The organism is Virgibacillus sediminis (assembly GCF_042643265.1).
In the GTDB taxonomy this organism is placed as follows: Bacteria; Bacillota; Bacilli; order Bacillales; family Amphibacillaceae; genus Virgibacillus_O; species Virgibacillus_O sediminis.
This window is the reverse complement of the sequence record NZ_JBHRRZ010000009.1, coordinates 102023-117448: the sequence shown is the minus strand read 5'-3', so window position 1 is coordinate 117448 and position 15426 is coordinate 102023. Positions and strand designations below refer to the sequence as shown.

The following is a 15426-nucleotide window of genomic DNA, read 5'->3' as shown; positions in this document are numbered from 1 at the left end:
CCGAAGGTATGACCGCTTGAAACATCGCGTTTTATTACATCATCAATTCAAATCAATCGGCAATTCATTAGGATAAAGGGGCAGGAGTTTGGACTCCCACCCCAACATTTGACTTAGAACCTTTTTTCTAGCGGGGAAATTGCTCTTCAACCAAAGGGAGGCTGTTGTTGGGAATCCTTTATTCCCCGATTGCCCCGTCCATCTCCGCCCCACTTTTTACCGACTTGTCCACCTGCTTGGTGTGTCGTGTAGTGATGATCGCTAAGAAGACAGCACTCAGACCCCCAGCAAGCTTTCCTGCTATCATCGCAAACACAATCTCCTTGTTGACGCCTGCCACAAATCCCAAGTGGGCGCCGAACACAAAAGAGCCGCTGACGGCAAAGGCTATATTAATGACTTTTCCTCTATCATCCATGTCCTTGAAAATAGAGAACATGGGAATGTTATGGGCCAAAGATGCCATTAAACCCGCAGTAGATGTTTCATTTATATGTAAGAACTCCCCTATTCTCCTCAATGATTTCTTAAAAAGGAAGGAGATAAAGGCAATCATTGGAAATGCGCCTGCAAGAAATACAGCAACCCTTGCAACAATTTCGATTCCTTCCATTAATGGGGCCATATTGGGTATAACCGTAAACCCTGTAACAGTTTCAACAGAGATTGCTGTCAATCCGATGATAGCAGTAATCTGTATCCCCTTGGCCAATTTAGAAAACCCGGAAATCGTCTTCTCTGTATACTTCCAAAGGCCGAAAGCGATCAATATGAATAAAAGGATCGTTGGAATGAGGTTTTGGATAATAACTAACAGGGGTATTTGTGCGACAATACCACCGACCAGGCAGCCGAACGGCACTGTTATCAAGCCCAATAAAATCCCCCTGGCAAAAAACGATTGATGCTCTTTCTCAATAATTCCCAACCCTACAGGAATCGTAAATACCAGCGTCGGTCCCATCATGGAACCCAAAAACACCCATGCAAACAATTCAGCATCTTCATTTTGGGACATTTCTGTTGCTAATGCATGGCCTCCGGAATCCATGGCGATGATGGTATTCGCGAACGATGCCGGGTCCGCTCCCACTAATCCATACACAGGCGCAATGAGAGGAGTCAGAATGGAAGCAAGAACCGGAGCCAGCGATATAATACCCACCATGGCAAGCGCAATAGGCCCCATCGTCATAAACCCATCCGTGAACTGCTTCCCCAGCCCCCATCTGTTTCCGATACATTTGTCAATGGCCCCTAAACAGAAAAAGCCCATCACTATGTAAACAATAATGTCATTAATACCCATTTCCTCTACCCCAATGCATGTTGTTTTACTGTTTTTATCTATACAGTCACTTTAACATATATGATGATGATGTGCGGGGTAAGTCGGGGGTGCTGGCGCCCGAGTGAGTGGGTGTGAGGCCCAAGTGGCAGGTGCTGGCGCCCGAGTGCTGGGCCGTGCTGCCACTCACCCCTCGGCATTTCCCAGTGTCATTCCGCCGTCGACGACCAATTCTGCCCCCGTACAGTACGAGCTGTCATCGGATGCAAAATAGGCGACAGCCTTAGCAATTTCCATTGGTTTGCCGATCCTTCCCAGTGGGACGGACTGATAATAGGCCGGGACTTCCTCTCCATTGGTAGCCATGTCGGTATCGACTCCACCGGGATGAATCATATTTACGCGAATTCCCTTGGGTCCCAGTTCAACCGCTGCTGCTTTGGACATTGCCACCACAGACGCTTTACTTGCAGCATAAGCAGATGAATGGGCGATCGGGGAAAAGGCTGAGACCGACACATTGTTAACGATGGAACCTTTTCCTTGTTTCTCCATAAACGGTATGACCGATTGCATCCCGAGAAACACACCCATCTGGTTGACATGGATCAGCTGAAGATACTCTTCAGTGGAAATCTCCGTAAATGGCTTGCGGATTAAGAGACCGGCATTATTCACCAACACATCAATCTTGCCGAATTGCTCTACGATTTCTTCTACCGCTGCTTTCCATTCAACTTCCTTTGTAACATCCAACTGAACCGAGTAGGCACGGGAATCTGCTAGTTCCTCAACTACCTTCAACGCATTTTCATATTGACGGGCACCTACGACTACGTTAGCACCTACCTCCATTAGATGCTCAGCAATCGCTTTACCCTGGCCTCGATTAGCTCCTGTTACCAGAATGACTTGATCCTTTAAATTTGGCATGAAATTCCTCCCGACTTGTCTGTATTTCTAATCTGTTCCATTCATACGATAATAACCTAAAAATTTAAGGGCTTCTCTAACCGTTCGTCCAAGTTCCCTCTAGATGAGTACTTGATAATCAGACGTTCCCCTGCTTCAAATGGGTAATCACGATGCCCCACCTTACCTTAGATATCTATCTCTTTAATCACTTTTGCCGGATTGCCACCAACAACCACATTGTCCGGCACATCTTTCGTAACGACGGAACCTGACGCAATAACAACATTGTCTCCGATTGTCACGCCTGGGTTTATTATGGCACTCCCACCAATCCATACATTGTCCCCGAATGTGATCGGTTTTGCATATTCTTTCCCCGAGTTCCGCTCCGCCGGGTCGAGCGGGTGTGTCGCCGTATAGATCTGCACGCCAGGTGCCAGCAGGCAATTGTCGCCGAATCTCACTTCACAGACATCCAGGATGGTACAGTCAAAGTTTGCGTAGAAGTTTTCACCGACATGGGTGTTATAGCCATAGTCGAAACGGATATTCGGCTCCATGGAGATATTTTCTCCTGTGGAACCGAGCAAGTCCTTGAGCAATTCTGACCGCTTCTCCCCTTCTGATTCGGTTGTCTGGTTATAGATCCGGACTTTCCGCCGAGCTTCCTCCCGTTCCTTCAGAAGCACCGGGTCCTCCGGGTCATACATTTCTCCAGCCAGCATTTTCTCTTTTTCCGTCTTCATCCCTATATCTCCTTTTGCACTTATATGCTCAATGGGAGTTTATCATCTATCAAGATATATAAAAAGAGTGCCAATTTAGCACTCTCCATTTTAAATATCATACGGTCATATTAATCTTTTACCACCAACTGATCCACAAAGGCAAAACCTTTTGTTTTCCTGAACTTCATATTGTGCTCAAAATTGACCAGCGAATCAGAACAGTCAATGCGGTCCAAATTCAGCTCCTTCAATGTCTCCCGATCAACCCGGACCGATAGTACCGTACCTTCTACTTCTTTGCCAATACTGGAGTCGAACATTTCGCCGATCGCATGGATATAGACATGTTCCACCGGCAGCAACGCAAAGAGTTCCCTTGCAATCCTCAATACGCAGCTGGCGACATAGTCTTGATAAAGGGCATAGAAATTCGTTTTCGTCATCTTCTTCCGGGAAACTTTCCCCGTTTTGGTCAATGAAAGCTCTTTTTCTGGAATGACCTTCTCTGAATGAACGTACAACCGGAATTCCACCGTATTTGCATCAGGGAATGCATAATCAAAATCACTCCCCAAATCTTTCATATCTGCAAATGGCGCTAGATCATCCAGGACTTTTTGATAGGAGCTGGTTTCTCCTGCAATTACCTGTTCACCTAGCTGCTTAAGGCTTTCCCAGTTTTCACGTAATTGATGATCTTCTTCTGCTGCCTGCTGTATTTCTTCTCTCAACACGTTCTTCCGGGCTTCTGTCCGTCTGAACAGCTTTTCCAGAAAAGTAGGCTGATAGTTCTCCAGGTTCTCGATTGCTTCCTGTTCGTTGGGCCCCACTTCCCCTGCGGCAAACGGAGGGTTTGCGATGATATGGTTCCAATCGAAATTTTCCGTTGCCTCTTTATGCATCGAGGTCAAATAATCCAAATGGTCCTCGAAAGCTTTCACTTCATTTTGTGCCAACTCCAGCTGCTGTTCTTTCTCCAACTGCTTCTGCCGTTGTTGCTCTGTATATGCTGAATTCCTCGTCGATGTTTTCGAGGCTCCTAGTTTCTGGTTATAATATATACCTGTCCCAGGTACGGAAGCTCTTGCTCTGGTACCACTTGGTCCCACACTTACTCTTGCGCCTTTGGTCCCGGCACTAAGCCCCACACCTTTTTTGCTGAAATTCATTCTCACTCCGCCGCCAAGATTTACGCTTTTACGGAATCCAAATCCCACGTTATTATTCTCCTCTTTCCTTTAATTAAGCTAATCATTTGGGAAACATTTCAAATTGATTATACCATATCCAGATTTTGCTTTGTTCCCCGTTTTATAGGGAATCCCACCTTTTTCCAAATAGCATTATGAGGAGGCAACAATTCATATGTCCCAAAAAAACCCCCATATCCTATGAGATACGGGGGTTACCATGACAAGCTATTCCACATCCTCAAAAGGCTCAGACTCTCAAGCAGCCACGGAACCCTCTTGCACTATAATAGGATTCCGCTCCATTATGGTACACAAAAACCGTGTCATAGCGACGGTCACAAGAGAGGGCCCCGCCAAGTTTCCTGATAGGAGCAGGTGTCTGCACCCAACTCGATGTCTTCTTGTCAAACTCCCCAAGCTGCTGAAGATCCCGGTATTGTTCCTCGGTCAACAGCTCGATGCCCATGGAAGTTGCCATATCTTGCACATTGTTTTCTGGTTTGTTCTTCTTCCTTGACTCCTGTGCTTCACGGTCGTAGCAAACCTTTCTGCGACCTTTAGGGCTTTCCGCACAACAATCATAGAAAATATATGCATCTGCCTGTTCGTCATACCCGACCACATCCGGTTCCCCGCCGGTTTCTTCCATATTATAAAGGGATGCTATTTTTTCCGGGGCCGCTTCAAGCTTGGCCTGTACTTCCTCCCATTCCAGCCCTTCATGCCTGTCCATATTTTTCTCAAACCGGGCCTTCAGCGTCTCGAGCAGTTCTTCCTGTTGTTCGGATGTCAGTTCCTTCTTCATCTCTGTCATTTCTTTTCCTCCCGTTTTCGTTCTATTTAATTGCTGGTTGAAGTATGTAAAGCGGCTTAATTATTATGGATTAGATCGGTTGCTTTTGCCGGTTCAGGTTTGATTGCCGTATACATCACACCCAAGAGCACAACGATAATACCTGCCACCATCATGACTAATATCAGGGTGGTAAAATGATCTGGATCAAATTGAGGGCCGAATATCAGACCAAGTGAGACGGCAGCAAGAATTGAGCCGAAATGCCGGCATGTTTGATATAATCCTGTCGATACCCCCACAATCTCAGCCGGGCTTGCTTCAAGCATGGCCGCTTGTAAGGTGACATTGCCAAAACTGCATCCCGCCGCGATGAGCGATATGATCAATACCGTGACCAGCAGCGGGGCATGGCCAAAGAATACCCAAAGTAATAGAGCACCGATGACGATCAATGAATTCCCCGCCAAAATTGGGATGTTTACGCCTGATTTATCGATCCAACGGCCGATCAATGGTGCCGTGATGATTCCCATTCCTGACACTAAAAGCATTAACAAGCCGCTGTCCCCCACACTTAAATTCGGGCCGTTTTGAAAATAGCTCGGCAATCCCAAAAATAAGCTGTAATAGATGAAATTAAGTACAATATATTGTAAATATACCAATGACAGCTTCCGATTCGAACGAAATAATCGAATATCGATAAATGGAATCCTAGTTCTCAGCTCATGCCAGACAAATAAAAGGAAGGAGACCACGCCTATCATCCCTGCTGCAACATTCACCGTTCTTTCAAGGGATAATAAAAACACAAGAAGGCCGACGACCCCGACCGAAAATAACACAATTCCCAACAGATCCATTTTCCGGATCAATTCTTGCATCGTTAATTTCTTTCGCACTTCATCTTTCGGCAATACGATCCATCCAAGGATAAAGCATACCAAAAGAACAGGTATATTGATGAGAAAGATTGCCGGCCAATCTCCCCAGGCGATGAGGAACCCGCCAATCGTAGGTCCTAGTGCCGCCATCGCCGACATCGTCAACGAAATGAAACCAAGCGCAGCTCCCTGCCTTTCCTGAATATGGTCACGGAGCATTCCGATTCCCGCAGGATAGATGGCTCCGCTGCCAACTGCTTGAAATAATCGCATGATGATCAGCACCGCAAATACCGGCGCAAGAGGCGCGCCCATCGCGGAGACAGCCACCAATAGGAGACCTCCCAGAAACATTTTCCTTCTGCCAATCAAATCACCCAGTCTTCCAGCAATGGGCTGCGTCACAGCACTCGCTAAGTAAAAGGAAGAAATGACCCAAGAAACCGTTAAAAATGACAGGCCAAAATCCTTTTGTATAGCAGGAATCGCCAGAGCAACCATCGAGGAATTAAGTGGATTCAACATCGCTCCTGTCGCCACGGACGATAAAAACAGCCCCCTGCTTTTACTCCAATGTTTCATGTAGACACCTTCTTCTCCCACTACCATCATGAACCCATCCATTATGTACCTCTGTACAGGTCATATGATAATCTTTGTAGTATATTGCATTGGTATAAAAGAAGCTAAATATATAATAGAGATTTCCAGTCTAATCTTCGTTGATTTCGTAATATAGCAAATTCACATAGATTGGTAAATTCTGTTGATTTTTAAATGGTATCCAATGGCCACGGGAGTTTCTGCCTCCCTGGCCTGATCCCTCCAACCATCGCTCATCCTTCTGCTTACCATCTAATCCTAAGCATTATGTGAGGCTACTATCCTATTCATTTTACCAATCTATAGTTTTTAATTCAAAATTTTCGCTATATTTTTATATAAAGAGTTTACAACAAGGCTCCCTTATTATTAAAGCTAATATTTTTTATAAAAGTTAATAAAGCCCTCATCATAATCGACGAGGGCTTAATGAGTATAGTTTAAGGGCTAACCTGCTGCATCGTGAAAAAGCGTTCCTGTCTACCTAAGAGGTGCACCCGTCTGATCGTGACTGATTTACCAAGTTTCCCCTTTATCACTGTCAGAAAACCCATTCTTTTTCTTAAAATTTTTCAATTATTACGGGAGTTCGTTTTCTATTTAAACGAAAAAAATAAAGAGCCCTTCTGTGAGAGAAGGACTCTTTACCAATTATAAAATATTATTTAACAACGTTAGCTGCCTGTGGTCCACGGTTACCTTCTTCGATGTCGAAAGAAACTGATTGACCTTCATCCAATGTTTTGAAACCTTCGCCTTGAATTGCTGAGAAGTGTACGAATACGTCGTCTCCACCTTCAACTTCGATAAATCCAAAACCTTTATCTGCGTTAAACCATTTTACTGAACCTGTGTTCATATGAAATTCCTCCGTTGTGCATAGTGCACGTGTATTACTTTGGTTGTTCTGATAATAATTCAAGACGATGATATACATTGTAAGGTTATGACATAGATCTTGTATTGCTAGCACGAACAATTAAGTTATTCATAGTATAACACGTGTCACTCAAAAAAGATACCTTATCTGTCTACTATTAGACAGATGGTCTTCTTGTTCAGTTAGTGCACCATACTTACTGTTTCATTCCAGCTCGAAAAAGAGTAAACTTCCATGACCTGGTTTTTATTGCTGATCAGGTATATAAGCTGCTTCAATCGTGTCAAATCGATGATGCATCTCTTTTATTTTAAAGAATGAATTTCTTTCTCATGCCTTTAAACGTAGGCATTGTTAAAAAAGGGGCTATACATCCATGCTATAATAAAGGGTGTGAGTATACGAATGAGTAGGAGGATTGCCATTGAAAACAACAGGTATCGCATTTTTGATGTTGGTCACGGTCTTGCTTAGCGGTTGTTCGATGCTGGAAGGGATCAACAACACCTTGAATTATGCAGATGAAGCTACAGACTACGCCAATGAAGTAAGCACATTTGTTAATGAAGTCCCTTCACTTGCTGAACAAGCTGCAACAGATGAGCAGGCCGCCAAAGACTTAGAAGCACGTCTGGAGGACATGAAGCTGACGATCACTGAATTTAACGAAATGGAAGAACCAGCCGTGGGAGCAGGCCTTCATCAGCAAGTAGTGGATCGAAACAAACAAGCACTTGAAGGAATAGACGTGTATTTAAACAACATGGAAAATGGAAAACTGGACACCTCTGCCATTGAAAATACAGAAATATTTCAATCGCTAAGTGAGATTACCAATACGCTTGATCAAATTAAACAATTGGGCGAATAAGCTGGCCGTCACGACACTCTTTTAAAAAGGGTGTTTTTTTATTTGGCAGCATAATATGAATCAGTGTTTTTAGTTATTATGTCCGCAAACTCTCGCCTCCCGTTAACGCCCGTCCAAACCCACCAAGTAGCTATAAAACTGTACGAAGGAGTTCTATTGATGTCCTCATCTTCTATCAAAATTGGCTGAAAGAAAAGTCCGACCTTACACCATTTTTGAATTTTCCCATTTTTAATAATTCTGTTATAGTAATAGTGATTACAATTTCAAGCTAGCAACGATTTTCTTTGGAGAGTAAGGCTTATTATCTTATATCGGAGACTAAGGTGATTTAGGGGGTATTTATGAAAATTGGGTTTATTGGGGCAGGAAAAGTAGGAGTTTCCCTTGGAAAGTATTTAACCGAGCGGAACGTACATGTGACAGGATATTACAGCAAAACTTTAACATCATCGATAAAAGCAGCAGAATTTACGAACACAAGGGCATATGAAAAAGTCGAATATCTGGTTAAAGATAGTGATGCCATATTTTTAACCGTTCCGGATGGGATGATTGAGAAGGTATGGGGGCAGTTGAAAATGCTTCCAATCGAAAATAAAATAATTAGCCATTTTAGCGGCTCTTTAAGTTCGACTGTGTTTTCAGATATCAGCCGATCCCATGCATTCGGTTATTCCATCCATCCTCTCTTTGCGATTAATGATAAGTATCATTCCTACAAAGAGCTGTCAAAATCTTTTTTTACCATAGAAGGCCATGAAAAATATCTAAACCATCTGTCCCGTCTATTTGAAAGTTTTGGGAACCAGGTAGCAGTTATTCAAGCAGAAGACAAAATCCGTTACCATGCATCTGCAGCTATGGTCAGCAATCTATATGTAGGGCTCGTTTCCTTGGGTGAGAAAATGCTGATAGATTGTGGTTTTACACCAGACAACGCCCATCAGGCATTGATTCCTTTGATTCAAGAAAATACCAACAATATTCTTTCATACGGGCCAAGGGACGCGCTAACAGGACCAATTGAGAGAAATGATCTTTTTACAATTTTAAATCATTTGCGGGTATTAGATCCACAGGAAAAGGAAGTTTATAAAGCTCTATCCAGACAAGTTCTAAATATAGCGAAAGAGAAACATAAAGACAGAGATTTTGAAGAAATCGGAGGGGTTATAAAAGAATGAAAAATACAGTGACATCATTACAGAAACAAAAAAACGAAGGCGATAAAATTACGATGCTTACTTGCTACGATTATTCAATGGCAAAGTTAATGGATGAAGCTGAAATTAACATGCTATTAGTCGGGGATTCTCTTGCACAAGTCGTCCTTGGATATGAAGATACATTGTCAGTTACCATGGATGATATGATTCACCATTCAAGGGCTGTCAGCAGAGGAGCGGACAATGCTTTTGTTCTAGTTGATTTGCCATTTATGTCCTATCAAGCTTCCATTTATGATGCCGTATTCAATGCTTGCAGAATGATGAAAGAAGGCCGGGCAAATGGTGTTAAATTGGAAGGCGGCGTTAATGTGTGTCCGCAGATCAAAGCCATTGTAGAAGCATCCATTCCAGTTTGTGCCCATATCGGTCTAACACCACAGTCTGTAAATGCATTTGGCGGGTTCAAGGTACAGGGAAAGACCGAAGAAGCTGCCAGACAGTTAATCGAGGATGCAAAAGCAGTAGAGGCAGCAGGAGCATTTATGATTGTTCTAGAAGGTGTGCCTGCAAAACTGGCAGAACGAGTTTCCAAAGAAATAAACATTCCGACCATCGGAATTGGCGCTGGTGCGAGTTGTGATGGTCAAGTACTGGTATATCAAGATATGTTGGCAATCTTTTCTGATTTCAAACCAAAGTTTGTCAAACAGTTTGCAAATGTAGGTGAAATCATGAAACAAGCATTTCAGGATTATAAAACCGAAGTAAAAGAAGGATCGTTTCCTGCTGAAGAGCATACCTATGCCATTTCAGATGAGATTATTGATAAATTGTACTAGTTTAAAGGAGCTAAATGGAACATGCAGATGGTATCAACGATCAAAGAAGTAAAAGACCTGGTAAAACAGTGGAAAAGTGAAGATCAAACGATTGGTTTTGTACCAACGATGGGATATTTACACGAGGGCCACGGGAGCCTCATTTCGGCTGCAAGGCAAGATAATAGCAAAGTGGTTGTCAGTATTTTTGTAAATCCAAAGCAGTTTGGACCAACAGAGGATTATGACAGCTATCCACATGATTTAGAAAGAGACCGTAGTATTTGCGAAAACCTTGGCGCCGATCTGATTTTCCACCCTACACCAGAAGAGATGTATCCAAATGATTTCTATACCCATGTTGATATGCCTATTTTAACGGAAGAACTTTGCGGATTAAATCGTCCAGGCCATTTTCGAGGTGTATGCACGGTAGTCAACAAGCTGTTTAATATTGTACAGCCGGATCACGCTTATTTTGGACAGAAAGATGCACAACAACTTGCTGTTATCAAACAAATGGTAAAAGATTTAAGCATGAATGTAGAGGTCATCGGTTGTCCAATTGTACGGGAAGAAGACGGTTTGGCAAAAAGCTCCCGTAATAATTACCTTTCTGCTGAAGAGAGAAAAGCAGCACGGATTGTAAGTAAAACCATTTTTATGGGGGAAAACATAGTAAAAGAAGGAGAAACAGATGCCCAAAAGCTGATTGCAGCCATGAAAGCAACTATTGAAACAGAACCAATGGCTAAGATTGAATATGTAAAAGCAGTCGATGGCCTCTCCATGAGGCAAGTCTCCATCATTAAACCTCAGACATTAGTTGCAATAGCTGTATATATTGGAAAGACAAGACTGATTGATAATTTTATCGTAGAATAATTTTTTAGAAAGGAGCTTAACAACGATGAATATACATATGTTAAAAAGTAAAATTCATCGCGCCACGGTTGTACAAGCCGAACTGGATTACGTTGGCAGTATTACTATTGATGAAGACTTACTGGATGCTGCAGGGATTTTAGAATATGAAAAAGTACAGATTGTAGATATCAACAATGGCGAGCGTTTTGAGACATATACAATTGCAGGAGAACGTGGAAGCGGATTAATTTGTTTAAATGGAGCTGCTGCACGTTGTGTGAGTGTAAATGATAAGATTATCATTATGGCATATGCCGAGATGGCACCAGAAACAGCTAAAGAACATAGACCAAAAGTTGTATTCGTTCATGAAGACAACCGAATAGCATCTGTTAATAATTATGAAAAACACGGTAAACTAATGGATATGAAAGATGGCTTGGTAGAAAATGTAGAAAGATGATCAAGTCCGGTATCAAAATTGGCATACAAGCCGCAAATAACAAAAGGCTGGGAAAAGTCCCAGCCTTTTGTTGTAATGTTTCATGTGCTCTTAAATAGCGCACAGTAATCCTGTAACATTGGTTCAAACTTACATAATAAATTCTTTAACGGCTTTGATCCACGTCGTAGCCATCAGCATATTACCGAGCTGGTTCATATGCACGCCGTCAGTTGTCAGCTTCTCGCCATTCTCAGCACCCAAGTAATGGATAAATGCATCATGAGTCGGCACGAGCACCGTGTCGAATTTCTCAGCTGTTCGCTGGACGGCATCTACATAAGGCTTCAGCTTCTCATTTCCTGTGGCAAATGGATCCTCCTCAATGACCGTCGGCTCCATTAGTATGATTTTCGCATCCGTCTCTTCTTTCACTTTGCCCAGCAATTCCCCGTAAATCTGCTCAAATTGCTCAGGTGTCACATGCTCGATGTTCGGCTCATCCAGCTGGCGCCATACATCATTGATTCCGATCGAAATGGACAAGACATCCGGCTTCAGATCGAGCACATCCTCCTGCCAGCGCTCCCGTAAATCAATGATCCGGTCACCGCCGACTCCGCGGTTGAGAATCTCCCAGTCCTTGTCCGGATAGGAAGTCAGCAGATAATCATGCACCAGCTGAACATACCCAGTCCCTATCTGATCCGGATCCGTACGCCTCCCCGCATCCGTAATACTGTCTCCTATAAAAACCACTCGCTTGGCTGTCATACGATCACCTCATTTTTTTTATAAGTATAATTAGAATTTTATGCGTAAGTGCATATAATAGTAGAATTTCTTGCTGCAATGTTGCTTTATAGTAGTTTAGTACGATGTGTTGCTGAAGCAGTGCAAGCGGAGCTGGTTGGCGTCTGTGGTGGATGTGCTGACGCCCGAGTTTATGGGCGTGGGGCCCGAGTGGCGCTTGCCGGCGCCTGAGTTCATGGGTGCACGACCCGAGTGGCACTTGTTGGCGCCCGAGCTCATGGGTGCGAGGCCCGAGTGACACTTGCTGGCGCCCGAGCCAGCCCACCCACTCCATCTATGCCATATCTTTTTTCGGCAATGTTCTGCCGCGGTAGTTGATGGCGATGATTCCTACAGCCACCAATGCGATGGCGGCGAAGATGTATATATTCAGACGTTCGCCCGGGATGAACATGGCGGACAGGACGGTGCCCGAAACCGGGACGATGAATTTATACATGCTTATTTCTCCTGCTTTGTTATACTTCAGAATAGAATACCACAGAGCGAATGCCACAGCAGAGAGCAATGCCGAGTAGATAAGAAGCCCCCAGCCGAAGGGAGTGAAGACAATCGCATTCTCTTCCATTTGCGGCAGGCCGATCATCAGCATGAGCGCCGCTCCAATCGTCAGCTGCCAGCCGGTCAGCGCAAATGGATGGATGCCGACTGCCAACTCCTTCCCCATGATGGTGGCAATCGCTCCGGTAAGTGCCGCAAGTAGCATATACCCTTCTCCGGTGAATGTGAAACTTATTTGTAGTTCTTGGCCCCAATTTGCCAGCACAATTCCTGAGAATCCGGCAACAAGGCCAAGCAGCTTTTTAAAGTTTAAACGGTCGTTTGTATAAAAAAAGTGTGCAAGCATGACGGTGAAGAAAGTGCCGCTTGCAGACAGAATTGCCCCCTGCATACCGGATACCTGGGCCAGTCCATTATAGAAGAAATAGTATTGAATCGATGTCTGCATGATTCCGAACAGAACCAGCACCGGCACCTGTTTGCGGGTTACCAATAGATGCCTGCGGCTGGTGACTAGCAATCCCGCCAAAAGAATCAGTCCCGCCAGCAGGAAGCGGATCCCGGCAAACACGATTTTTGCTACCGGATCATCCGGCGCCATCTGCATCTCCTCATAGCTGATTTTCAAAACAGGGAATGCACTCCCCCACAAGATAGAACAAAAAACGGCAATCCCAATGACCGCCCATTTATTTTCAAATATACTTTTCACTTTGAGTCATCTCCTAAGCTGTGTTCATAATAAAATATATCTTATGGGAAGAGAGGCCGATAAGCAAACCAAGCGGCTTATACTGACAATTCGCCCCTTTTCCTGTTTAAAATCCTAGTGATGTATGGACTGGACTTCCCCTATCAAGCATCCCCCGCATCATGTGCAATAACCACCTCTTTTTTAGTACAATGGAGAAAACATTGCTGAAAGGATGATTTTAATGCAGAAAACATTCCATATCGACACCAACAACCATTCACAGATGATCGATATTACCCGTAATATTGAAAAATTCATCCAGGAACAAGGTATGAAGGATGGGATTGCTGTCGTTTCTTCCCTGCATACGACCGCCGGCATCACCGTTAATGAAAATGCCGATCCGGATGTCAAAACAGATATGCTGATGAGGTTAGATGAAGTTTATCCATGGGACCATCCAAAGGACAGGCATATGGAGGGAAATACCGCTTCCCACCTCAAAGTCAGTACAGTCGGCCATGCCCAGACATTGATCGTTTCAGGTGGCGACCTGGTTCTCGGCACCTGGCAAGGCGTCTATTTCTGCGAGTTCGATGGCCCGCGCTCAAACCGCAAGTATGTCGTTAAATTGATGGAAGGTTAATAGATTCACTCGAATCCTATCAACAATTGCTAGATAAAAAATAAAGGAGATAAAAATCCGTCATATTTCCCGGGAAATGACGGATTTTATATTTCCACGCGAACTGTAGTATAAGAGCCAGCAGAAGATTCACTTTCTCCGTCTCCTTCTAGGAAATATTTACTTTTCATTCCATATGGCAGGGCTAAAACTCTTGTATCAGAAGATAAACTCGAATTATCCCAAATGGAAATGGCTTTATGTCAAATTGCGGGATATCAGGATGCGTGGTATATTTTTAGTAAGTTAATACGGGATGAAAGGAGGGAAAGAATGGATACCGAAAAGGTTTTAAGAGAGATTCTTGCAGAGATTAGTTTCATAAAGAACACCATAGCTACAAAGGAAGACATACAGGATATGGCTACCAAGAGTGACATCAGTAATATGGCTACTAAAGACGATCTCAAAGGCATGGCTACCAAAAGCGATATCAGCAATATGGCTACTAAAGACGACTTCAAAGGCATGGCTACCAAAAGCGACATCAGCAATATGGCTACAAAAAATGATATCCTCCGACTCGAGGGTAAAATTGACAGAAACTCGGATCAACTCGACAGAAATTCTGGGCTGATTGACAGAAACTCAGGCCAGATTGCGAGAAACTATGAAGAAATTAATCGTAACTCCCAACTGGTTGAAAGAAACTCCGAAAAAATTGCCCGAAATGAAAAACTAATTGAGAGAAACTCCGATCAAATCGATAAAAATACAAAACTGGCCGAAACAAACTCCGAACTAATTAACCGCAACTACCAGCAAATCCAGCATAACTCACACCAACCAGAGCAACAATGCACTTCCATCAAGCAAGTCACCATGAAACTTGACCATCACAGCGAACAAATCAGTGAGAATCAGAAACAGCTGAAGGAACATGCTGATAAATTGGACCGTAACTCCCACCAGATTTCCGAGAATGCCAAAAAGCTGGACAATATCATCAATAGAACAGAACGGCAGGAAAAGCTGATGGAAACACTGGCGCTGAGGTCGATTGAGCATGAAACGAAACTGCGGGGCTTGTAAGAGGCAGTTTTCTTCTACTCAATAACGTTTGTTCCTTTCAAACGCCCAGAATAACTGCTGGGCTTTGTTGTCGTTGGCCAATTAGATTAATGCCCTAAATCCCTGGATCTTTATAAGTACCCCTTCCCCTGCCAGAAAAGTTTTCCATCTGCTTCCTACCCTGGATGTAGCATAAAGGCTTCCGTCTGATCATTCAACTCCACTGTCACCTCAGAGCTTTCCAGAGTGTTGGCATTGGTCGCAT

The 15426-nt window shown here is 43.7% G+C and carries 16 protein-coding genes; 7 read left to right on the top strand and 9 right to left on the bottom strand.

Features of this window, described 5'->3' with window-relative positions; all coding sequences use genetic code 11:
• Positions 1-178: 178 nt before the first annotated feature.
• From eutH to ACFODW_RS05280, 7 genes are all read right to left on the bottom strand, one after another.
• On the bottom strand, positions 179-1309 hold the full coding sequence (gene eutH, locus ACFODW_RS05310) for an ethanolamine utilization protein EutH (RefSeq protein ID WP_390304011.1): 1131 nt from the start codon (positions 1307-1309) through the stop codon (positions 179-181).
• A 165-nt stretch (positions 1310-1474) separates the two neighbouring features.
• Positions 1475-2221 carry an SDR family NAD(P)-dependent oxidoreductase gene (locus ACFODW_RS05305; protein ID WP_390304009.1) on the bottom strand — a complete coding sequence of 249 codons (747 nt, stop codon included), beginning with the start codon at positions 2219-2221 and terminating at the stop codon, positions 1475-1477.
• A gap of 167 nt (positions 2222-2388) precedes the next feature.
• Positions 2389-2949 (bottom strand): sugar O-acetyltransferase, encoded by a 561-nt coding sequence (locus tag ACFODW_RS05300; protein ID WP_390304007.1) that lies wholly within the window; start codon positions 2947-2949, stop codon positions 2389-2391.
• A gap of 110 nt (positions 2950-3059) precedes the next feature.
• Complete coding sequence (locus tag ACFODW_RS05295) at positions 3060-4148, bottom strand: DUF4236 domain-containing protein (RefSeq protein WP_390304005.1); 1089 nt, start codon at positions 4146-4148, stop codon at positions 3060-3062.
• 223 nt (positions 4149-4371) lie between these two features.
• Positions 4372-4938 carry a DUF4256 domain-containing protein gene (locus ACFODW_RS05290; RefSeq protein WP_390304003.1) on the bottom strand — a complete coding sequence of 189 codons (567 nt, stop codon included), beginning with the start codon at positions 4936-4938 and terminating at the stop codon, positions 4372-4374.
• 56 nt (positions 4939-4994) lie between these two features.
• The gene (locus ACFODW_RS05285) at positions 4995-6386 is read right to left on the bottom strand and encodes an MFS transporter (RefSeq protein WP_390304001.1); all 1392 of its coding nucleotides are present in this window, start codon (positions 6384-6386) and stop codon (positions 4995-4997) included.
• Between the two features lie 682 nt (positions 6387-7068).
• Positions 7069-7266, bottom strand: coding sequence for a cold-shock protein (locus ACFODW_RS05280; RefSeq protein ID WP_390303999.1), 198 nt, complete (start codon positions 7264-7266; stop codon positions 7069-7071).
• Between the two features lie 445 nt (positions 7267-7711).
• Between ACFODW_RS05280 and ACFODW_RS05275 the strand changes: the two genes are divergently transcribed.
• The 5 genes from ACFODW_RS05275 to panD all read left to right on the top strand — a co-directional run bounded on the left by ACFODW_RS05275 (position 7712) and on the right by panD (position 11478).
• Entirely contained in the window at positions 7712-8158 is a 447-nt protein-coding gene (locus tag ACFODW_RS05275; protein WP_390303997.1) for a DUF6376 family protein, read from the top strand.
• 344 nt (positions 8159-8502) lie between these two features.
• Positions 8503-9345, top strand: coding sequence for a Rossmann-like and DUF2520 domain-containing protein (locus tag ACFODW_RS05270; protein ID WP_390303995.1), 843 nt, complete (start codon positions 8503-8505; stop codon positions 9343-9345).
• The gene (panB, locus tag ACFODW_RS05265; RefSeq protein ID WP_390303993.1) at positions 9342-10169 is read left to right on the top strand and encodes a 3-methyl-2-oxobutanoate hydroxymethyltransferase; all 828 of its coding nucleotides are present in this window, start codon (positions 9342-9344) and stop codon (positions 10167-10169) included. Before ACFODW_RS05270 ends, panB begins: the two co-directional genes overlap by 4 nt.
• A 21-nt stretch (positions 10170-10190) precedes the next feature.
• Positions 10191-11033 (top strand): pantoate--beta-alanine ligase, encoded by an 843-nt coding sequence (panC, locus tag ACFODW_RS05260; RefSeq protein WP_390303991.1) that lies wholly within the window; start codon positions 10191-10193, stop codon positions 11031-11033.
• Between the two features lie 25 nt (positions 11034-11058).
• A complete protein-coding gene (gene panD / locus ACFODW_RS05255) occupies positions 11059-11478 on the top strand; it encodes an aspartate 1-decarboxylase (protein ID WP_390303989.1) in 420 nt (139 codons plus the stop codon).
• 129 nt (positions 11479-11607) lie between these two features.
• Here the strand turns inward: panD and ACFODW_RS05250 are convergent, their stop codons facing one another.
• Positions 11608-12231, bottom strand: coding sequence for an SGNH/GDSL hydrolase family protein (locus ACFODW_RS05250; RefSeq protein WP_390303987.1), 624 nt, complete (start codon positions 12229-12231; stop codon positions 11608-11610).
• Positions 12232-12544: 313 nt separating this feature from the next.
• On the bottom strand, positions 12545-13483 hold the full coding sequence (locus tag ACFODW_RS05245) for a DMT family transporter (protein WP_390303985.1): 939 nt from the start codon (positions 13481-13483) through the stop codon (positions 12545-12547).
• A 223-nt stretch (positions 13484-13706) separates the two neighbouring features.
• Here ACFODW_RS05245 and ACFODW_RS05240 point away from each other — a divergent pair, with 223 nt between their 5' ends.
• Both ACFODW_RS05240 and ACFODW_RS05235 read left to right on the top strand, forming a co-directional pair.
• The gene (locus ACFODW_RS05240; protein ID WP_390303983.1) at positions 13707-14111 is read left to right on the top strand and encodes a secondary thiamine-phosphate synthase enzyme YjbQ; all 405 of its coding nucleotides are present in this window, start codon (positions 13707-13709) and stop codon (positions 14109-14111) included.
• A gap of 312 nt (positions 14112-14423) precedes the next feature.
• Positions 14424-15182, top strand: a complete 759-nt coding sequence (locus ACFODW_RS05235) for a hypothetical protein (protein WP_390303981.1) — start codon at positions 14424-14426, stop codon at positions 15180-15182.
• The last annotated feature ends 244 nt before the right edge of the window (positions 15183-15426 follow it).